This is a genomic window from Psychrosphaera sp. F3M07 (assembly GCF_018860345.1).
Taxonomy (GTDB): Bacteria; Pseudomonadota; Gammaproteobacteria; order Enterobacterales; family Alteromonadaceae; genus Psychrosphaera; species Psychrosphaera aquimarina.
The window spans coordinates 148,617-169,512 of record NZ_JAHKPJ010000011.1; the positions used below are offsets into that span (position 1 = coordinate 148,617).

Consider the following 20,896-nt stretch of genomic DNA (forward strand, 5'->3'; position numbering starts at 1 on the left):
TATCGGCTTCGGTTAATTATGACTACCCCTTAGTCCGTATTAATATTTCATCCGAAAACAACTTATTAATACACTTTAATCAAAGCATTACTCATGCCAAAAACATTGATTACTTTTTAATTCACTACTTGATCAATATTCAACCTACTGATTTTAAAAATAAAAAAGGCTGTTAAAAAACAGCCTTTTCTCTACTAAATTAAAAATCGCTTTATAATTTAGCTTCTAATTCTGGTAAAGCGTCAAATAAATCTGCTTCCAACCCATAATCGGCAACTTGGAAAATTGGCGCTTCAGGATCTTTATTAATAGCAACGATCACTTTAGAATCTTTCATCCCTGCTAAATGCTGGATAGCACCTGAGATACCAACAGCAATGTACAAGTCTGGAGCAACGATTTTACCTGTTTGGCCCACTTGCATATCATTTGGAACAAAACCAGCATCAACTGCTGCTCTTGATGCACCAATAGCAGCACCTAATTTATCAGCAATGCCATCTAATAATTTGAAGTTGTCGCCATTTTGCATGCCGCGGCCACCAGAGATAACAATACTTGCCGCCCCTAGATCAGGTCGAGCTGATACCGTTAATTCATCTTTTACATGACTAGAAATTCCTGCATCGGTTACATTTGAAAGCGTAACAATTTCAGCACTGTTATCTGAACCCGCTGCATCAAATGCTGTCGCACGTACGGTAAGTACTTTTTTAGTATCTAAGCTTTTAACCGTTGCAATCGCATTACCGGCATAAATTGGACGGACAAATGTGTCTGCACTTTCAACATCAATAATGTCAGAAATTTGCGCAACATCTAACAAAGCAGCAACTCGAGGCATAAAGTTTTTACCTGTTGTTAACGCTGTTGCCATAATAGTGTCATAGTCAGCTGCGATTTCTAATACTAACGCACTTACATTTTCTGCAAGTTGATGTTCATAAGCCGCATTATCTGCAACTAAAACTTTATTCACACCTGTAATTTTTGCAGCTTGCTCAGCAACTGATTGACAATTTGTACCTGCAACTAAAACATGGACATCACCGCCAATTTTTAATGCGGCTGTAACGGTTTTATTCGTTTCTGTTTTTAAGTTTTTATTATCGTGTTCTGCGTAAACTAAAATGCTCATGAGATCACCTTCGCTTCAGTCTTTAATTTCTCTACTAATTCATCAATAGAACCAACCATGATACCAGCTTGACGTTCTGCTGGCGGAGTCACTTTTAGTAACGAAGTACGAGCCGTTAAGTTAATGCCAAAATCTGCAGCAGGTTTAACGTCTAACGGTTTACGTTTTGCTTTCATGATATTAGGTAATGATGCATAACGAGGCTCATTTAAACGTAAGTCTGTTGTCACAATAGCAGGAAGAGTTAACGCAACCGTTTGCAAACCACCATCGACTTCTCGAGTCACATTAACTTTGTCGCCTTCAACAACCACTTCAGAGGCAAACGTGCCTTGTGCCATACCTGTTAGTGCAGCTAACATTTGACCGGTTTGATTATTGTCACTATCTATTGATTGTTTACCTAAAATAACAAGTTGAGGTTGTTCTTCTTCAACTATTTTCTGTAACAATTTAGCAATGTTAAGAGCATCTAATGATTCGTCAGTTTCAATTTGAATAGCGCGGTCTGCACCTAGTGCTAATGCCGTTCTTAATTGTTCCTGACAGGTTTTATCACCAACAGATACAACGATGATTTCTGTTGCAGTTCCAGCTTCTTTAAGGCGAACCGCTTCTTCAACTGCTATTTCACAAAAAGGGTTAATCGCCATTTTTGTATTGGTTAAGTCAACATCAGAATTATCGGCTTTAACACGTACTTTGACGTTGTAGTCAATAACGCGTTTTATTGGGACTAATACTTTCATTAAAATCACTCACTTTTTTTAATTTTTATATCTGTTGTATTCAGAATGCAGAACAATTTACTTTATTTTTCACATAATTCAAACGGTTGTTTAAATTATTTTTATTCTTAACACTTAATGACAAAAATCATAATTGTTTAATAGCTGACTGTGTTATATAGGCAAAATAGTCTGCTTTGTCATTAATTTACCAACATATTATCAACTTAAATGGATTTTAAATAACTCTATTCAATAGTCGATATGTTTATTAGCAAGTTGAATATTTCGCTAAATGGTAAATATACTTTACATTGATTAAATTACCTCCACATCAATCGCAGTGATCCCTCCAATTAATTCTGCCGTATTTCTTTGTAATTACATCCAATTTACTGCTAGTCTGACCAGCAAGATATCAACAGAATGAGAAAATAAAAATGCCTGAATATAAAGCCCCGCTTCGCGATTATAAATTTGTCATGCAAGAATTATTAGACTGTGAAACGCACTACACGACCCTTGGATACGAAGATGCTAGCCTAGATATGGTCGATGCAATCCTCTCTGAAGCTGGTAAATTTACCGAACAAGTCATCGCACCATTAAACCAAATAGGTGATCAACAAGGTTGTACTTGGACAGATGGTGTCGTAACAACACCAGATGGTTTTAAACAGGCATATCAACAGTATGTTGACGGCGGCTGGCCGACTCTATCATTGCCTGAAGAATTTGGTGGACAAAACTTACCACATTCCATTAATACCGTAATGGGTGAAATGATGTCTGCGGCCAATCATAGCTTTGCCATGTACCCAGGCTTAAGTCATGGTGCAATAGCCACCTTGATGGCACACGGTACTGACATCCAAAAACAAATGTTTTTACCTAAGTTAGTTGAAGGCAGCTGGACTGGAACTATGTGTTTAACCGAAGCGCATTGTGGTACTGATTTGGGCATGTTACGCACAAAGGCCGAATTAAACGATGATGGCTCTTATCGCTTAAACGGCAGCAAAATATTCATCTCCGCAGGTGAACATGACCTTTCTGACAATATCGTTCATATCGTTATCGCCAGAATTCCAGGGTCTCCGGAGGGTACTCGAGGAATTTCGCTATTTGCAGTTCCTAAATTTAATATCTCAGACAATGGCGATATTGAAGATCGGAATGGCGTTAATTGTGGTTCTATTGAGCATAAAATGGGGATCAATGCTAACGCCACTTGTGTGATCAATTTTGATAATGCAAAAGGTTATTTAATCGGCGAGATCAATCGTGGTTTAAATTGTATGTTCACCTTTATGAATGCCGCTCGTTTAGGCGTAGCCAACGAAGGCGTTGCTGCATCTGAAGCTTCATTCCAAGGAGCATTAGCCTATGCTAAAGACAGATTACAAATGCGTTCTATGTCTGGTGTAAAAAATCCTAACGGACCTGCAGATCCAATCATAGTGCATCCAGATGTAAGGCGTATGCTGTTAACTCAAAAAGCCTTTGCCGAAGGGGGACGTGCTTTAACCTCGGATTTAGCCCAACTTGTCGACATAACTCACGCAAGTAATGATGAAGAACAAAAAGCACAAGCTGAAGCAAAACTTGCCTTCTTAACACCTATAGCTAAAGCCTTTTTAACTGAAACCGGTCTAGAATCTACTAGTCACGGTATTCAAGTGTTTGGTGGGCATGGCTTTATTAAAGAATGGGGCATGGAACAATTATTACGTGACACCAAAATCAGTTGTATTTATGAAGGGACCACTGGCATTCAAGCACTCGATTTATTAGGCCGTAAAGTTTTAGGTTCTAAAGGAGAGTTATTAAAAGGGTTTGCCTCTGAAGTTGTTAGCTTTTGCCAAACTAATGCGACAAATCCTGCATTAACGAACTATTGCCAAACATTAGGCGGTTACCTGCAAGAATGGCAAACCTCCACGATGGACATTGGTCAAAAAGCAGCAACTAATCCAGATGAAGTTGGCGCCGCATCGGTTGATTATCTAATGTACTCAGGTTACATAACCTTAGCTTATTATTGGGTGAAGATGGTGGCATGTGCACAACAAAAACTGGATGAAGGGACAAAAGAAAAAGACTTCTATTTAGCTAAGATACAAACTGGTCAGTTTTATTTTGACCGAATATTACCAAGAGCTAAAGGTCATGTTGCCTGTATCAACGCCGGCGCTGATAGCATGATGGCTATAGATTCAGAGCATTTTGTTTTTTAAATAACAGACATAGAATAAATAATAAGGCCGCGTATTAAAGTATATTACGCGGCCTTATTTATCCTGTTAATAAACTCGTTATACAAAACGAAAAGCGATAACGGTTAATCAACCTTAGGGAAGGTAATTGGCGGTTTTTCTATTGAAAAGCCAGCAGCATGAAAGTGGCCGCCTCCTCCAAATTTATTGGCAATTGCAGAAACATCAATACCGTCCTCGGCTGAACGTAAAGAGTAAATACGTTTATTTTCTGTTTCAAAATACATAGCCGCAAACGGATGACCTTGACATAACTCATTACCCAGATCACTAATAAGTGTGGTGGTATTAACACAAGGAACTAGATAACCACATAAGGTGATCATCTCTGGCGTTTTCTTCATTGCACGTTTAATTTCCATTTGTTGATAAGCTAAGATCGTTCTACCCTGCTCTATAATTGGCAAAACAGCTTCATCCGTTAACAACTCCCCCCAAGTTTCGAAACTCATTTCAATCAACTGCAAACCCGCTGAAAACTCTTTGCTATCCGGTAATTTCCATTGCCAAATATCACGGTCTTGAATATAAGCAATTAACTTAGGTACAGGTAAGTCTTTATTAAAATATTCCCACGCTAAATATGCGCCACTTTTACTCATGTCAAATTGGCAAAAATCCAAACCTTCCAATGCGGCTTGTGCGGTTTTGTGATGGTCGATAACAATTAACGAAGCTGCTTGTTCGTGCATCTTGATTAACGTTTCTCTAGAGTATGCAAAGTCAACAATGTAAACATGTTTTCCCGTTACATCAGGGGCATCGTCATCATGGCGAGCCGGTAACCATTCATGTTCATCCTCACTGTGCTCTCGTTGCAAAAATACATTTACAGCCAATGCTGCACCAAACCCGTCTGGACAACTTTTATGATAAATACACAAGTGAGACATTAATATTCCTATATACAAAACTAACGATTTCAAGATCAAGGCTGCAATTCTGAAGTAAAACCTCGGCAACAGCCAGATAAAACCCTAATTATTTGTTATCTTGTTAAATTAAAAATAATTATTTTTATAATTCAATAAGATCCACTTTGTCATCTTTAACGTATAACATAACTATACAATCGTATTTGCTTTCAATATTGTAAATTTATTAGGATCTGTTTTGAGAAAATTAACGTTATCCACATTTTTGACTTTATGCTCATTGCCATTACTCGCAAGCGTAACTACACCAGAAGATGCTGAAGATAAAATAACAACATCTAAAGATTCTGCTTTACCTGCAATTCCTCAAGCCACTCGCCCACCTGAACGAATTCGGGTTATTGGCAGTCGAGACTCTGGACTGGAGCTAAGTTCAGAAAAGATTTTAAAAGTGCCAGGTGCTGGCAATGACCCAATTAGAGCAATTGAAAGTTTACCTGGCGTTGTATTAGCTAACGGATTTGCGCCAGCAGTACGTGGCAGCTCACCAAACGACATGTATTATCAAACCGACGGGGTGCCTGTTGGTTATGTTTTTCATAATGATAGCTATAGCAGCTTTCATCCTAATCTAATTAAAAGCTTTGAGTTAAAAACCGGTGCTTGGGAGTCTAGTTTTTCAGACTCAATTGGCGGTGTTATCGATACCACTTTACGAGACCCTGAAATTACTGAATTTAATGGTGTTGCTGATTTTAGTTTTTTACGTGCAGGCATTTTAGTTGAGTCAAAACTAACTGACACCTCGGCCTTTTATTTGGCAGCTAGACAAAGTTTAATCCATATATATTTGGATGCATTACTCGACGAGGAAGACTTTGAATTTACTCAAGCGCCAATTAACAATGATTATCAATTTAAATACATTAATTATTTAGATGACAATAATAAAATTGTTGTGCAAGCAACTGGCGCAAATGATGATGTAGGCCTGTTGTTTTCGGATGACTCAACGGAAGTAAAACAAAACCCAGAATTAACGGGTGGTATTGGATTTGAAACCTATTACGACAACCAAAGCATTGTTTGGACAAACGAATCTGACTACGGTCAAACTCAAGTCTATTTAAACAGACTGGTACGTAACTCAGACTTTTTTGTTGGACAAATCATTGAGCTCGACGCGATTACTACCGACACTATGTTCAAAGCAATCAATACTCAACTTGTTGGTGAAGGCACGTTAAACTCCGGTTTTGAGCTAAGACAGCAAAACATTGATTATCAAGTTAAAGGCAAAAGCTCTCCTTGTAATAATGAATTTGAAGTCTGTGCTCCATCTTATTATTCCCCCACCGTTTCTGAAGACGCTGAGATTGATATTAATTTTATCAATGTATTTGCCGACTATGATTTAGATTTAACCGACACTGTCATGTTACGTGTAGGTGGTGCAGTTAATAACAATGACTTTAATGACGAAACCATTGCGGAACCAAGAGTCATGCTTAAATGGCAAGCACTTGACGAGTACCTATTTAAGTTCTCCTATGGTCAACACCACCAATGGTTCAGACAGTATAAGTACCTATCAGAAACATTTGGTAGTTTGAATTTAAAACAGGTTAAATCACAACACTATGTCATTGGCGTTGAATACGAAGGTTATTCTGACTGGGCATGGCGTATCGAAACATACTACAAAGATATGGAAGATCTGATTGTAAGTAATCCAGCTAATCAAGTTACTGCCTTGACTGATGCATCTGTTAGCAACGATTTAGCGCAGGCTGATAATTATTTAAATGCGGGGGCGGGTACCGCTTACGGTGTTGAATTTTTGTTAAATAAAGCGATTTCTAATAACTGGTATGGTTGGTTAAGCATTGCGTACAGTAAAACAGAACGAACCAATCAACTGACTGGTGAAAAACTCAATTATGAGTTTGATAAACCTTGGATTATCAACATAGTCAGTAATTATGAATTTAACGATAGATGGCAACTAGGTGGTCGCTGGCGTTTTCAAAGTGGATCTTTATACACCCCGATAAATGGCGCAACACCAATCTACCCTTTAGTTGATAATATGCCAGATAGCAGCCAACCTCCTATATTTTACGATCCTAATGAAGGGGCTATTAATTCACAGCGCTTAGATGATTTTCACCGCTTAGATATACGTTTAGATTACAAAACTCAGTGGTGGGGAAAAGACACAAATGTGTATTTCGAAATCCTCAATGCATACGGCAAACAAAGCTTATCCGGTTATGAATATAACGAAGATTATTCTGAAAAAGAGCCTGAGTATCAATTCCCAGAATCACCAATTCCATCCATCGGTATTCAAATTGAGTTTTAATAACTTAACTTAAACAAACAAATATCACTTATCTAAGGCTAGTTTATCTAGCCTTTTTAATACCTGCCTAAAAATTGTATATACCTAGTTCCAAGTTAAATTTCATCCGTAATAAATAGAGTAAATATTTAAGATAAAACTTGATCTAGGTCAATTTAAGTTTTAAAGTTTCAGAAATTACTGAAACTTCAGAAGAGTCGATATGTTATTAAGTCCAAAGTTAGAAACGTTTGTAATGCATTGTGGCGAAATGGGTAGTCGTTGGGGCTTTAACCGTACCGTTGGACAAATGATCGGATTGATCATTGTTAGCGAACATCCAGTCAGTGCAAATGATTTAGCCGAATCTTTAAATATTTCCCGTGGCAATGTCAGCATGGGAATTAAAGAGTTACAGTCTTGGCGTTTAATCCAAGTGCAACATATTCAAGGTGATAGAAAAGACTATTATGCGCCGGCTGGCAGTATATGGGATTTAGCGACTCGTGTGTTTGAAGAACGCCGTAAACGAGAAATGGACCCAACATTATCTTTATTACGCTCAAGTATTTTGGACCAACCCGCCAATCAACAAGAAATTTACGCCCAAGAGAAAATGCATGAAATTCACGACTTGCTTGAATCTGTAACGATGTGGGCAAGTGAATTACAAAACATGAGTCCAGATAAATTAAAAACCTTAATGAAGCTAGGTGCCGGCGTTGGCAAAGTATTAGACATGAAAGATAAATTTCTGAAATCTGGTAACAATTAATTATCGAATTCCCTATTAATTAACTCGCAGTACGAGGCCCAAATGTTAGACACTTTGATGTTATCTCGGATCCAATTTGCCACTAATATCAGTTTTCATATTTTATTTCCAACCATCACCATTGCCCTATGTTGGTTTTTACTGTTTTTTAAAATTCGTTTTGATCAAACAGGTGATCCAATTTGGATGCGAGCCTATCGATTTTGGGTCAAAATTTTTGCTTTAACTTTTGCATTAGGTGTTGTGAGTGGCATTACCATGTCGTTCCAATTTGGCACTAACTGGCCAGGTTTTATGGAAACAGTAGGGAATATCGCGGGGCCATTACTAGGTTACGAAGTATTAACGGCCTTTTTCTTAGAAGCGACTTTTTTGGGTATCATGTTATTTGGCATCAAACGCGTCCCTCCTAAGATACATACACTAGCTACCGCGATTGTTGCTTTAGGTACAACCCTTTCTGCCTTTTGGATACTGTCGTTAAATTCATGGATGCACACACCTACCGGTTATGAAATGAGAGATGGTGTTGCCTTTCCTGTTGACTGGTTTGCCATCATCTTTAACCCGTCCTTCCCTTATCGTTTTTTCCATATGCTAATTGCATCAGCAATCACCGCTTCATTTTTAATTGCGGGCATCAGTGCATATCGATTATTACGTGGAGACAACAAACGAGCGCCTAAATTAACGTTAAAAGTAGCGTTAACCGCCGCTATGTTACTTACCCCGCTACAAGCTTTTGTCGGTGATTTACATGGGTTAAATACTTTAGAACATCAACCACAAAAAATTGCGGCCATGGAAGGAGTCTGGGAAACAGAACAAGGTGCTCCACTGTTATTATTTGCCATTCCAGATGAAGAGACCCGCAGTAATCATTTTGAAATTGGTGTGCCCTACATGGCTAGTTTAATACTAACTCATGATATGAATGGTGAAATTAAAGGGCTTAATGAATTTGTAGGCAAACACCCGCCAGTTAAACCAGTTTTTTATTCATTCAGAATTATGGTTGGTTTGGGGTTGTTCATGTTACTAACCGCTTGGGTTGCTCGTCTCACTTTATACAACAGAAATGAACTGCCTCCATGGATGTTAAAAGTACTCGTAGCTTTAAGTTTCTCTGGTTGGGTTGCCACTTTAGCCGGTTGGTACGTTACTGAAATTGGCCGACAACCTTACCTCGTTACCGACATATTAACCGTGAAACAAGCGGCTACCGACATCGCATCATCAAATGTCGCAATATCTTTGGCCTTATATTCCATTGTGTATATCGGTCTATTGTATGCGTATTTACACACCATTTTTGTGATGGCTCGTAGAGCGGTTGAAATCGAAGAAATAAGCGACAATGAAATGAACAAATCAACACTAAACACATTGGAGAATAACCATGTTTGATCAAAACACACTGGCGGTGATCTTCGTTGGGTTAATGGGATTATCGGTATTAATGTATGCCATATTAGATGGTTATGATCTCGGCGTTGGAATGTTAATACCAACTGATAATAGTGAACACGCTGATATCATGGTGGCATCCATAGGGCCTTTCTGGGATGCCAACGAAACTTGGTTAGTGTTAGCGGTTGGATTGTTATTAATTGCCTTCCCAGCTGCGCACAGTTTCACGCTTAAAGCCCTTTATTTGCCAGCAACCTTTATGTTAATTGGCCTTATTCTGCGTGGTGTTGCCTTTGATTTTAGAGCTAAAGCGTCATTTAGCCATCAACCAACATGGAACAAAATATTTAAGTTAGGTTCGTTAATTGCTTCATTAACACAAGGTTATATGTTGGGTATGTACGTAAACGGATTTGATACATCAATAACAGGTTATTTATTCGCAACCCTTAGTGCTATTGGAGTTAGCTCGGCTTACTGCTTTATTGGGGCAACGTGGTTGGTTATGAAAACCGAAGGGGAATTACAGCTTAAATCGATAAAGGTGGCGCAACGCACACTTATCATCGCATTTATAGGCATTGCTGCGGTATCCGCTACCAACTTACTATTTAATCCCGACATTTATGTAAAATGGTTTACTTTCCCTAACATCCTATTTTTGATGCCTATACCTATTGTATGTGCTGCCTTATTTGCATTGGCTTTTGTTTTATTAAGGCGTTTACAAAACAATCCAGAACACGGCGCAGGTTTACCCTTTTTCCTTTGCATTTTAATATTCACATTAAGCTTTGCTGGATTAGGTTTTAGTTTCTTCCCTTATATAGTGCCAAATCAATTAACTATTTGGCAGGCCGTGGCTGCGCCAGAATCCCTTAACTTCTTGTTATATGGCGCAATCGTCGTGGTCCCAACGATCTTAATGTATACCGCTTATTCATATCGAGTTTTCTGGGGTAAGGTACAAGAGTTACGGTATTATTAATGTCATCAACTTTTATTCCCCCTAAACCTTAAATGGGGTATATCAGTTAAAAGTAATAATCATGTCACCTCAGCATAAATGATTGAGGTGACATGACGTAAATAAAATGACAGATAAATAATAACAACAGACCTAAAGTTATAATTGACTTTTATCCCTCGCTAACGAATGCTGATGTTTTAATTGAACTGAAACTACATTCGTTATGATCTTAAATTCTATTCGACTTACCTTACTTTCCTCATTATTGGCATCAGTTACTTTTTCCGTTAGAGCCGATACATTATCTGACTTAAAAAATGTATTAACTAACTTACATGATGATGGCGCATTAGCTGTTGAGTACACCTCCAAATACACACAAAACCGTGGTAAGCAGTCTGATTTAAAAACCAAAAAAGGGTTTATCACATTATCTGCAAGTTACAACGAAAAAGGCTTACAGGTAGCGTATAACAAAGAAATACTCGATAAAGTCGCACTAGAAGAAACACTCAAAGAACAAGATGAAAACGCCGACACGCCTACGTTAAATGCCATGTACCGCGTAGAAAGTTCTGATTTATTAGAGATGATGTCTGCAGCCCCATCATTATTACGTTTTATTAATAAAGCTAAATTTAAGACGGAAAAACAAGTTCAGTTTCAAGATACACAAGCCACTGAACTTATGTTTGATATGCCATTGGAAAGCATCATCACAGACCAAGAAACCCGAGATCATGTTGACGACTTTAAAGGGCAGTTCCGCTTGCTCGTCAACAGCAACAATATCCCCATTGAAAGCGAATTGACCTTCACAGGTAGTGGCAGTGCTTATGTTTTTTTTAGCATAAAACTCGCGCAAACAATTACCAATCAATATCAACTCTTGGGCAGTAGACTGGTTAATACAGGGCAATCTTATAGCAGAAAACAATCATCTACTTTTGGACAGTCTGATTCAAATGGCGAAAAGAAATTAACTATTTTGGCTGATAATAATGAATTTGAGAGGAAGGATTTAACCTGTAAGTTATAATTTTTGGAGCATATCAATTATGGGCAATTACTGACTTATCCTATAAAATTCCGTTATCATTTTAACTATTTATAAAAAGTTAATTTTCAGAGGAAAGGTTTAAATATGCAGTCCAAATCTAGCCAGTCACAAGGGTTATTGCTTTTTAAATTAACTCAATTGCAAAATTTTGCATTAGGTACTTTGAAGATACAAGAAATTGTTCCTTATCAAGCGCTTACTCAAATACCTAAATCAAACCCTAATGTACTTGGGGCCGTACACATTAGAGGCAAATCCATTGCGGTTATCGACATGGCCGCTGCCGTTGGTTACCCTCCCATCTTAGAAGCCGATAGAGACTCTGCGGTTATTTTAATTACTGATTGTAGCCGTATAACGGTTGGTTTTTTAATAAGAAAAGTAGAACGTATTATTGAATGTAATTGGAAAAGTATTGAGCCTCCGCCTCAACAATTAGGCCATAAAACATACATTACAGGTATTACACGCTATGAAGACACGCTAATTCAGTTACTAGATATTGAATTACTGCTCGCACAAATTCTTCCTGATGACGCCGATACCGCAATTGAAATTACAGGCGTTCAAAAAGGGTTATTGCAAAATTCACATATTTTACTCGTTGATGACTCCGCAACCGCACGTAAACAGTTAGAAAACGCGCTAACAAATATCGATGTACCGTTTAAAGTTTGTAACAATGGCAATGATGCATTAGCCGTTATGAAAGCTTGTGCGGCCGAAGACAACCCAATTGATATCCTAGTCAGTGATATAGAAATGCCGGGGTTAGATGGATACGAGCTTGCATTTGAAGTTCGAGATACTAGCTTTTTAGCCAACACCTACATAATTCTTCACAGCTCTCTTTCCAGCAGTATGAGTGTCACCCGGGCAACCGAAGTGGGCGCTGACGTGGCATTAACAAAATTTGAAGCACAAGAACTTGTCAATGCCATGTTACGGGGAGCGAGTAAGAAATAGTTCTTAATCTTTTTTCCATTAAAGAATAAAAAGCTGCTGCACCTGTGACATCATCAATAATACCTAGTGAATTAGTGGTAATTTATTAACTAGCTCTGGAGTTTTAATTCCAAAACAAAATTATATTTCTTCACCAGTCGCGTTCAAATGCGACTGCATTCGTTCTAACAAAGCGCCTTCAATTGGTACTGCTTTGCCTGTTTTCTGATCCAACACGACAAATGTAATGTCCGCATCGGCTACCGCAACGTCAGTGCCTGCAATTGTGATCTTTTGATTAAACACAGCGCTTTTACCCCCCACTTTAGACAAAGAAGTTTCAATGTTTAAAGTATGTCCCATCGTGGCAGACGCTCTATAATTAATATTGATATTCACAATGACCCAAGCCAAACCTAAAGATTGGAAAAACTCAATATCGCCACTTTCTTCTAAATACTCCCAACGAGCTTCTTCTAAAAACTCTAAATATCGCGCATTGTTCACATGCTGATAAATATCTAAATGAAAACCGCGAACTTTGATTTGAGATGTGTGACTCATTTTATTCCTATCTTAATGTTCAATACCGAATTTGGCATGAATATGCCTTGATAATACTTTTATTTATTACGACGTTTTTTCTTTTTCTTATTATCTTCAAACGCTTGTTTCTTTGCTAAACGTTCCGCTTCTTGAATTTTACCAATGGCTTTCGCCTCTATGCCTTGCTCAACCGTTTCCAAAGTAATGGCACCTAGCGTACCTGAGCGGTAATCATTTAATATGATCTCAGACACTTTATATAAGTCAGCAATACCGCCTTTACGTACACATGCACGATTAACGGCTATCGCATCCATCACCTCTATTGGAGTAGCTGGCATGTCTTTTAATTGGTAACGTTCAATTAATAGTTCTGGGTAATGTTCCATCAAATATTCAATGGCGTAATAGGCTATGTCTTCTTTTTCAGTAACGGTATCTTTAATGCCGCCTGTGATAGCTAACCTATACCCGCAGTCTTCTGGCTCTAATTTAGGCCATAAAAATCCGGGCGTATCATGCAATACAATATTGTTGTCTAAACGAATACGCTGTTGGGCTTTAGTCACACCCGCTTCGTTACCCGTTTTCGCAATAATACGGTCCGCCAAAATATTAATAGTGGTGGACTTACCTACATTTGGAATACCACAAATCAGCGCACGCAATTGTTTATCTTGGCTAACTCGATGTGGCACCATTTCTGAGATGACATTTAATAAATCTTTAATTTGTTTTGTATCTTGTGATGTGACAGCAATTGCCGTGATACCACGTTCTTGCTGTAAATGTTCTAACCATCGTTGGGTTTGAATTGGATCAGCCAAGTCACTTTTATTTAAGATTTTAAGTACCGGAGTATCACCTCTAAGTTCTGGAACTAAAGGATTTTCACTAGAAAATGGAATTCTGGCATCAAGTATTTCTATGATCACGTCTACCTGAGGCATGATCTCTGCAATTTCTTTACGAGCTTTGTGCATATGGCCCGGAAACCAGTTAATTGCCATTTTATCTCCGTTCTATTTATCCGAAATGATTTCGAACTTAAGTTAATTGCCGTGATTTTACCGTGTTTATCTCACTTCATAAACGACTAATTGATTGTTTTAACTTTTACTTATAAATATTAGTCATAATTGTTGCCGAACATTGAAAAGCAGCCCACCTACCACCACAATAATAACCAAGTAAAATAATGGAAATGAATTATGAAAACAGCAGTTATTACCGGCGCTAACCGTGGTATTGGTCTGGCGTTAAGCCAACAACTTGCAGCCAAAGGTTGGGATATTATTGCAATTTGCCGTTCTGAATCTGAAGAGATAGAGGCTATTGCCAGCATGGTTATTTCAGGAATTGATGTCACTAACCCTGAAGATATCCAACAGATTAAAAAAGTCATTGGCGATCAACAAGTCGATTTATTGATCAACAATGCAGGTTTATTAAAAGACGAAGTGCTTGGAAAAATTGATTACGACTCATTACGTGAACAGTTTGAAATCAATGCATTATCGCCATTACAAGTCACGGAAGCATTAATTCCAAACATGGTGGTGGGCAGTAAAATTGCAAACATCACGAGTAGAATGGGCTCTATCGCAGACAATGACTCTGGTGGTCGATATGGGTATCGCGCGTCTAAAGCAGCTTTAAATGCAATTGGTAAATCCCTAGCAGAAGATTTAAAAACTAAAGGCATTGCTGTTGCGCAATTACACCCGGGCTGGGTACAAACGCGTATGGTTGAATTTAGTGGTTTGATCACAACAGAACAATCTGCAGCAGGTTTAATTGAACGCATTGAACAATTGGACTTATCAACAAGCGGTGGCTTTTGGCATTCCAATGGCGAAGAGCTGCCTTGGTAATCCCTTAATTTAATAATATCAATTATATAAAAAACGGTCGTGTTTATTACTGTACAACCCTATAAATCAAATGGGTTATTGGGTACAATCCGGCACAAAATTAAAATCTAATTATTAGGAAATATTATGGTTGTTTTAACAACAAACTTTGGCGACATCAAAATAGAACTATTCGCTGAAGAAGCACCAAAAACAGTAGAAAACTTTTTAAACTATGTAACTTCTGGCTTTTATGACGGCGTTATCTTTCACCGCGTTATTCCTGGTTTCATGGTTCAAGGTGGCGGCATGTTACCTGGCATGGAAGAAAAAGACGGAAATGCATCTATTAAAAATGAAGCCAACAACGGTCTTAAAAATGACCGTGGTACATTAGCGATGGCGCGTACACAAGAGCCTCATTCAGCTTCTTCACAATTCTTCATTAACAGTGCTGACAATGCCTTCTTAAATTTCCGTTCAGAAACACCTGATGGTTGGGGCTACTGTGTATTTGCAAAAGTAGTTGAAGGCATGGACGTTGTAGATAAAATCTCTGCAGTTGAAACAGGTCGTTCTGGTTACCACCAAGATGTACCAACTGAAGAAGTTATCATCGAAAAAGCGGTTGTTGTTGAATAACACTTATTCGGTTGTTACATAAAAGTTGAGTAACAACAACTTATAGGGCATCGTTGTGATGCCCTTTTTTATATAAGCTTATTTATTTTTTTAAATCACAGAAATTAAGAAACAATATGTCGTCTATTTTAGTCATCGCTGATTTACATTTAAGCTCTGAACGTCCAGACATTAGCCAATGTTTTTTTGATTTTTTAATTGCAGAATCAAACCAGCATAAAGCCTTATATATTCTTGGTGACTTGTTCGAATCTTGGGTTGGCGATGATGATATCAATTCTTTCACACTGAAAATTGCCCAAGCAATAAAAGATTTTTCAGCCCACACGCCTGTTTATTTCATTCACGGTAATAGAGATTTCTTGTTAGGTAAAAAATACGCAAAACGTTGTGGCATGACTTTGTTAAGTGAAAGTCATAGGATTGTCGACTTTAATAAAAGCATCTTATTTATGCATGGCGATCAGCTGTGCTTGGACGATGTGGAATATCAAAAATTCCGCAATAAAAGCCGTACTTGGTGGTGGAAAACGCTGATGTTGTGTTTGCCCTTATCTTTTCGTAAAAATAAAGCGGCCGAATATCGAGCAATGAGTAAATTGAGTCAGATGGATAAATCCGACGATATAATGGATGTAGCAGAACGCGAAGTACAACGAGTGGTTCAAACATCAAACTGTGATTGGTTAATTCATGGGCATACTCACAGACCAAACATACACCAACTTGATCAGCATAAACAACGCATAGTTGTCGGCGATTGGTATACCCAAGGTTCGGTTTTACTATTATCTAATAACGGCGCAGAACTAAAGTCCTTGCCATTACCGACAAATTAAATCACATTTCAACTACGCGTGTTATTAAACACCCAATCAAATCCCTTAAATACAAAATAAAAATTATAAACATTCATAGGAGACAATTTGTGAAATTATCAACTTTATCCCTAGCACTAGGTTTAGTGGCTTCTTTAGCACTTACTGGATGCGGACAAAATTCTACACCAAACTCCCAGCAAGAAGCCGCTAAGGTATCGCCAAACACGTTAAAACCAGAGTTTCAATCTCGTCTTGATATATACACACCGGTAACATTAACCGCTGATTTATCACATTTATCGGCAAACCAAAAGAAAATGGTGTTTTTGTTAATTGATGCATCAAAAATAATGGATGCGTTATTCTGGCAACAAGCTTATGGCAAAAATAAAGCTGAGTTTTTAGCGGGTATTTCTGATGAAAAGACACGTATTTACGCCGATGTAAACTACGGACCTTGGGACAGATTAAAAGGAGATGAACCATTTTTAGTCGGTCAAACTGAAAAGTCGTTAGGGGCACAATTTTACCCAGAAGATATGACCAAAGAAGAGTTTGAAGCCGCTGACATTATAGATAAAACTGGGTTGTATTCGGTCATTGAACGTAATGATAAAGGACAGTTATATTCAATACCTTATTCTGTTTATTATCTAGAAGAGTTAACTAAAGCCTCTGAGTTATTACTTGAAGCTGCTAAATTGGCTAAAAACAAAGAGTTTGCTAATTACTTAACATTGCGTGCGGACGCCCTATTAACCGATAATTATCAACCATCTGATTTTGCTTGGATGGACATGAAGTCGAATCCAATTGAGTTAGTTTATGGCCCAATTGAAAACTACGAAGACATGTTATACGGCTACCGTGCCGCATTTGAAGCCTATGTGTTAATCAAAGATATGGCATGGAGCGAGAAGCTAGTTAAATACGCAGCGACTCTGCCAGCGTTACAAAAAGGTTTACCTGTTGATGCTAAATACAAAGCCGAAATGCCGGGGTCTAATGCAGAATTAAATGCCTATGACGTTGTGTATTACGCTGGTCATTCTAATGCAGGCTCAAAAACCATTGCGATTAACCTACCAAATGATGAAGAAGTGCAATTAAAAAAAGGAACACGTCGTTTACAACTTAAAAATGCCATGCAAGCTAAGTTTGACAAAATATTATTACCAATTGCCGACTTGTTAATTGTGCCAGAACAACGTGCAAATATTACTTTTAATGCATTTTTTAATAATACTATGTTCCACGAAGTCGCTCACGGTTTAGGGATTAAAAATACCATTAACGATAAAGGCACCGTTCGTCAATCGTTAAAAGAACATGCATCGGCTTTAGAAGAAGGTAAAGCCGATATTCTTGGACTTTACATGGTTACTCAGTTGTTTGAACAAGGCGTGATCACAGAAGGTAAACTAGAAGATTATTACACAACCTTCTTAGCGGGCATCTTCCGTTCAGTGCGTTTTGGCGCATCAAGCGCTCATGGTAAAGCCAACATGATCCGGTTTAATTACTTTGCAGAAAACAATGCTTTTAAACGAAATGAACAGGGTTTATATAGTGTTGATATGGCTAAGATGCGTGAAGCAATGAATGGATTATCTAACTTAATCTTAACCCATCAAGGTAACGGGGATTATCAAGCCGTCGCTAAGTTAGTCGCTGACAAAGGCGTCATTAAACCACAATTAAAAGCCGACTTAGAACGATTAACCACGGCAAACATTCCAGTTGATATTGTGTTTGAACAAGGTAAAGAAGTATTAGGTTTGTAACTTTCTACTTTTTACATACTGAGAAAAAATAAAGGCTCCTTACGGAGCCTTTTTTATGCTTGTTGAATAAACTCTAAATTAGAATTTATATTGAGCCTTCATGTAGTAGTAACCACCGTTGTAATCAAATGGACCACTTTCATAATAAACACCACCAAGTTCCGCATAAGAATCTTTTAACTTCTCAGCTTCTTGGTCAAATAAGTTATTAGCACCAACAGACAATATTAACGAATCAGTTACAGAGTAGCTAACTTCAGCATCTAACGTCATAGCAGCGCCAGCAACCTCAGAACCCCATTCAGATGTATCATCCGCATGCGTAGCATAGTATTCGCCATAGAAGTTACCACGAACCGTTAAGTTCACTTTATCCCAGCTTGGCGCGAACGTTAATGTTGCACGGTGAGCAGGAATACCATCTTCTAAACGACGTACTTTACCTTCGTTTGTCGTAGCAGGATTAAACTTATCTACATTAGTATCAGTCCAGTTATACGCTAAGCTCACCATAGTGTCTGCGCCCATGAATTCAGTTTCATAGTTGGCTACTAAATCGATACCTTGTGTTGTTGTATCAAAGTCATTTGAATAGTAAGTTACCGCTGAGATTAATTCAGGGTTTTGTACACCTGCGGCTTCTAGAGCTGTATAGTCTTCTGCTTCAACCGATATTTGGCTTGATTGAGCTAAACGTCCAGTTACTTCAATTGTGTAATAGTCAACTGTGATTAACAAACCGTCATTATCGTAAACACCACCAAAGGCAAAACTTGTTGATTCTTCAGGCGTTAACTCTTTACCACCATAAAATGCGGCTAGTGGGTTTGTAGGTGGAGCGATAAACGTCTGAATTAAGTCACCGCCAACAATTGATGTTTGAGTGTTAACCACATTAGCTTGTCCAACTGTAGGAGCTCGGAAACCTGTGCTATGTGAACCACGAACAGAAAATTCTTCATTTAATTGATATTGTGCCGTTACTTTATAATCTAACGTGCTACCAAAAGTAGAGAAGTCTTCGTAACGTAAAGCGGTACCAAGAAGGAAGTTATCATTTACAAACGTTTCTAAATCTAGGTAAGCAGCAATATTATTACGGCTATTTTTACCCGCAGATTCAGGACCAAAGCCTTTAAATCCATGAGAACCGATGTTAAATCCTTGATCCGCATAAGGTCCTGCAACCCAAGATGACTCTTCACCTGCCGTAATTTCAAATGACTCTTCACGCCATTCTAGACCCGTTGCAACATTAACTAAGTTAGCCATACCAAAATCAATAGCTTTGACTAAGTCTAAGCCAACTGTTGTTTCTGACTGCTCATAAGCACCAGTTTCAAAATCAGTCGGAGACGCTAAACCTAATGAAGGGTTTAATGAATTTTTCAGATTAAAGGTCGCTTTATTGTTACCCATAACCGCAGAAACATCATACATCCAACCTGACATTTCACCTTTTACACCAGCGGCAAAAGACATATCTTCAATTGAACCACCAAACAATGGAGTATAACCGCCAGGCTTAAGTTGGTTCATAGAGAAACAGTTTGGATCGGCAAGCATAGCTGCATATTCTGGCGTACTTAACACGTTACCTACATTAGCAGGTACAGTAGCACAGCTTGATTGGTCGCCATTTACGGCACCAACTAATAATGTTTCACCACCATCAACCGAGAATACATTGCCACGATTATGTGGGTTACGGTAATAAAAACCACCAGTTACATCACGTGACGATACATTACCAAATGCATATACTTTGGTATTTTCATCTAAATCAATACCTGAGTTTACGAAGATAGTGTAATCATCTTTGATCTCTGGGTTACCCCAAATTTGTGCTGGATCTTCAATCGACGTATTACCAGCCGCTTTAATTGCAGCCGCATCAGGACGCTGAACACTTCGGCTCGTTGCATCTGCATTTTTTAATTGGAAACTTGCATTGATGAAACCATTTTCAGTTAATGGTAAACCAATGTTACCGTCAATAATGGTAGCCGCACCGTCACCTTCGTAGTACTCACCCGTTTTAACTGAGATTGAACCACCTTCTGAATCGTCTTTTAATACAAAGTTCATTACGCCAGCAATCGCGTCTGAACCGTATTGAGCAGCAGCACCGTCACGAAGCACTTCAACTTGTTGTAGTGCTACGCTTGGAATAACTGAAATATCTGGACCTTGAGCACCATCGTTTACACCGCCCCCTTGGAATGCGATAACAGATGCACGATGACGACGTTTACCATTTAATAATAGTAAGGTGCTATCAGACGGTAAGCCACGTAGGTTCACTGGACGAATTAACGTAGCAGCATCACTGATTGGTTGGGCACGCACGTTAAAAGATGGAACGGTTGACGCTAACATATCTAACATGTCAGTTGCGCCATTACGACCCAACTCGTCACCGCCAATGATATCGATAGGGACTGGAGAGTCATTTACTGAACGAGGTGCTGCGCGCGAACCGACAACTGCAATACGCTCTACGTTTTCTACTTTATCGCCTTCTTCAGCAAAAGCAGAAGTTGACGCAGCAGTTAAAGCTAAACCTGACACTAATGACAGTTTAACCATTTTTGATAGTGGTGATAGTTTAAACATATTTATTCCCATATTCATGTTGGTATTTTTTTGATTTTTATAATTATTATTTGGTGCCTAATAGTGAACTTCACATTAAGCTAATTAATAAAGTACTAGTGATCGTGAGAATT

At 38.3% G+C, this 20,896-nt stretch carries 17 protein-coding genes; 11 read left to right on the forward strand and 6 right to left on the reverse strand.

Annotated elements, in window-relative coordinates:
• Positions 1-211: 211 nt before the first annotated feature.
• Together KO505_RS04350 and KO505_RS04355 are read right to left on the reverse strand one after the other, a co-directional pair.
• Positions 212-1,138: an electron transfer flavoprotein subunit alpha/FixB family protein gene (locus KO505_RS04350; protein ID WP_216054220.1), complete on the reverse strand. Its 927-nt coding sequence runs from the start codon at positions 1,136-1,138 to the stop codon at positions 212-214.
• Positions 1,135-1,887 carry an electron transfer flavoprotein subunit beta/FixA family protein gene (locus KO505_RS04355; protein WP_216054221.1) on the reverse strand — a complete coding sequence of 251 codons (753 nt, stop codon included), beginning with the start codon at positions 1,885-1,887 and terminating at the stop codon, positions 1,135-1,137. The genes KO505_RS04350 and KO505_RS04355 overlap by 4 nt, the downstream gene beginning before the upstream one ends.
• A gap of 419 nt (positions 1,888-2,306) precedes the next feature.
• Here KO505_RS04355 and KO505_RS04360 point away from each other — a divergent pair, with 419 nt between their 5' ends.
• Entirely contained in the window at positions 2,307-4,103 is a 1,797-nt protein-coding gene (locus KO505_RS04360) for an acyl-CoA dehydrogenase C-terminal domain-containing protein (protein WP_216054222.1), read from the forward strand.
• A 104-nt stretch (positions 4,104-4,207) separates the two neighbouring features.
• Here KO505_RS04360 and KO505_RS04365 read toward each other — a convergent pair whose 3' ends face one another.
• Entirely contained in the window at positions 4,208-5,035 is an 828-nt protein-coding gene (locus tag KO505_RS04365) for a DHHA1 domain-containing protein (protein ID WP_216054223.1), read from the reverse strand.
• Between the two features lie 220 nt (positions 5,036-5,255).
• Here KO505_RS04365 and KO505_RS04370 point away from each other — a divergent pair, with 220 nt between their 5' ends.
• The 6 genes from KO505_RS04370 (at position 5,256) to KO505_RS04395 (ending at position 12,542) form a co-directional block, all read left to right on the forward strand.
• Entirely contained in the window at positions 5,256-7,382 is a 2,127-nt protein-coding gene (locus KO505_RS04370) for a TonB-dependent siderophore receptor (protein WP_216054224.1), read from the forward strand.
• A gap of 202 nt (positions 7,383-7,584) precedes the next feature.
• Positions 7,585-8,136: a GbsR/MarR family transcriptional regulator gene (locus KO505_RS04375; RefSeq protein ID WP_216054225.1), complete on the forward strand. Its 552-nt coding sequence runs from the start codon at positions 7,585-7,587 to the stop codon at positions 8,134-8,136.
• 42 nt (positions 8,137-8,178) lie between these two features.
• A complete protein-coding gene (locus tag KO505_RS04380) occupies positions 8,179-9,543 on the forward strand; it encodes a cytochrome ubiquinol oxidase subunit I (RefSeq protein ID WP_216054226.1) in 1,365 nt (454 codons plus the stop codon).
• The gene (gene cydB / locus KO505_RS04385) at positions 9,536-10,534 is read left to right on the forward strand and encodes a cytochrome d ubiquinol oxidase subunit II (RefSeq protein ID WP_216054227.1); all 999 of its coding nucleotides are present in this window, start codon (positions 9,536-9,538) and stop codon (positions 10,532-10,534) included. The genes KO505_RS04380 and cydB overlap by 8 nt, the downstream gene beginning before the upstream one ends.
• Positions 10,535-10,739: 205 nt before the next feature.
• Positions 10,740-11,555, forward strand: coding sequence for a hypothetical protein (locus tag KO505_RS04390; RefSeq protein ID WP_216054228.1), 816 nt, complete (start codon positions 10,740-10,742; stop codon positions 11,553-11,555).
• Positions 11,556-11,660: 105 nt separating this feature from the next.
• Positions 11,661-12,542 (forward strand): chemotaxis protein, encoded by an 882-nt coding sequence (locus KO505_RS04395; RefSeq protein ID WP_216054229.1) that lies wholly within the window; start codon positions 11,661-11,663, stop codon positions 12,540-12,542.
• A gap of 120 nt (positions 12,543-12,662) precedes the next feature.
• On the opposite strand, the gene KO505_RS04400 is transcribed toward KO505_RS04395, so the two are convergent.
• Positions 12,663-13,085, reverse strand: a complete 423-nt coding sequence (locus KO505_RS04400; RefSeq protein WP_216054230.1) for a thioesterase family protein — start codon at positions 13,083-13,085, stop codon at positions 12,663-12,665.
• A 59-nt stretch (positions 13,086-13,144) separates the two neighbouring features.
• A complete protein-coding gene (gene ylqF / locus KO505_RS04405; RefSeq protein WP_216054231.1) occupies positions 13,145-14,077 on the reverse strand; it encodes a ribosome biogenesis GTPase YlqF in 933 nt (310 codons plus the stop codon).
• 201 nt (positions 14,078-14,278) lie between these two features.
• Here ylqF and KO505_RS04410 point away from each other — a divergent pair, with 201 nt between their 5' ends.
• The 4 genes from KO505_RS04410 (at position 14,279) to KO505_RS04425 (ending at position 18,167) form a co-directional block, all read left to right on the forward strand.
• Entirely contained in the window at positions 14,279-14,941 is a 663-nt protein-coding gene (locus tag KO505_RS04410) for an SDR family oxidoreductase (RefSeq protein WP_216054232.1), read from the forward strand.
• A 126-nt stretch (positions 14,942-15,067) separates the two neighbouring features.
• Positions 15,068-15,562 carry a peptidylprolyl isomerase gene (locus KO505_RS04415; RefSeq protein WP_216054233.1) on the forward strand — a complete coding sequence of 165 codons (495 nt, stop codon included), beginning with the start codon at positions 15,068-15,070 and terminating at the stop codon, positions 15,560-15,562.
• A 116-nt stretch (positions 15,563-15,678) separates the two neighbouring features.
• Complete coding sequence (locus tag KO505_RS04420) at positions 15,679-16,401, forward strand: UDP-2,3-diacylglucosamine diphosphatase (RefSeq protein WP_216054234.1); 723 nt, start codon at positions 15,679-15,681, stop codon at positions 16,399-16,401.
• An 89-nt stretch (positions 16,402-16,490) separates the two neighbouring features.
• Positions 16,491-18,167, forward strand: a complete 1,677-nt coding sequence (locus KO505_RS04425) for a Zn-dependent hydrolase (protein WP_216054235.1) — start codon at positions 16,491-16,493, stop codon at positions 18,165-18,167.
• 78 nt (positions 18,168-18,245) lie between these two features.
• Here the strand turns inward: KO505_RS04425 and KO505_RS04430 are convergent, their stop codons facing one another.
• Positions 18,246-20,783: a TonB-dependent siderophore receptor gene (locus KO505_RS04430; protein WP_252731639.1), complete on the reverse strand. Its 2,538-nt coding sequence runs from the start codon at positions 20,781-20,783 to the stop codon at positions 18,246-18,248.
• Between the last annotated feature and the right edge of the window lie 113 nt (positions 20,784-20,896).

Bases quoted from the DNA above. Each gene is read 5' to 3' on its own strand.
- KO505_RS04355 (WP_216054221.1), bottom strand. From the start codon at position 1,887: ATGAAAGTATTAGTCCCAATAAAACGCGTTATTGACTACAACGTCAAA.
- KO505_RS04420 (WP_216054234.1), top strand. From the start codon at position 15,679: ATGTCGTCTATTTTAGTCATCGCTGATTTACATTTAAGCTCTGAACGT.
- cydB (WP_216054227.1), top strand. From the start codon at position 9,536: ATGTTTGATCAAAACACACTGGCGGTGATCTTCGTTGGGTTAATGGGA.
- KO505_RS04365 (WP_216054223.1), bottom strand. From the start codon at position 5,035: ATGTCTCACTTGTGTATTTATCATAAAAGTTGTCCAGACGGGTTTGGT.
- KO505_RS04360 (WP_216054222.1), top strand. From the start codon at position 2,307: ATGCCTGAATATAAAGCCCCGCTTCGCGATTATAAATTTGTCATGCAA.
- KO505_RS04390 (WP_216054228.1), top strand. From the start codon at position 10,740: ATGATCTTAAATTCTATTCGACTTACCTTACTTTCCTCATTATTGGCA.
- KO505_RS04430 (WP_252731639.1), bottom strand. From the start codon at position 20,783: ATGTTTAAACTATCACCACTATCAAAAATGGTTAAACTGTCATTAGTG.
- KO505_RS04375 (WP_216054225.1), top strand. From the start codon at position 7,585: ATGTTATTAAGTCCAAAGTTAGAAACGTTTGTAATGCATTGTGGCGAA.
- KO505_RS04400 (WP_216054230.1), bottom strand. From the start codon at position 13,085: ATGAGTCACACATCTCAAATCAAAGTTCGCGGTTTTCATTTAGATATT.
- KO505_RS04415 (WP_216054233.1), top strand. From the start codon at position 15,068: ATGGTTGTTTTAACAACAAACTTTGGCGACATCAAAATAGAACTATTC.
- KO505_RS04410 (WP_216054232.1), top strand. From the start codon at position 14,279: ATGAAAACAGCAGTTATTACCGGCGCTAACCGTGGTATTGGTCTGGCG.
- ylqF (WP_216054231.1), bottom strand. From the start codon at position 14,077: ATGGCAATTAACTGGTTTCCGGGCCATATGCACAAAGCTCGTAAAGAA.
- KO505_RS04380 (WP_216054226.1), top strand. From the start codon at position 8,179: ATGTTAGACACTTTGATGTTATCTCGGATCCAATTTGCCACTAATATC.
- KO505_RS04350 (WP_216054220.1), bottom strand. From the start codon at position 1,138: ATGAGCATTTTAGTTTACGCAGAACACGATAATAAAAACTTAAAAACA.
- KO505_RS04395 (WP_216054229.1), top strand. From the start codon at position 11,661: ATGCAGTCCAAATCTAGCCAGTCACAAGGGTTATTGCTTTTTAAATTA.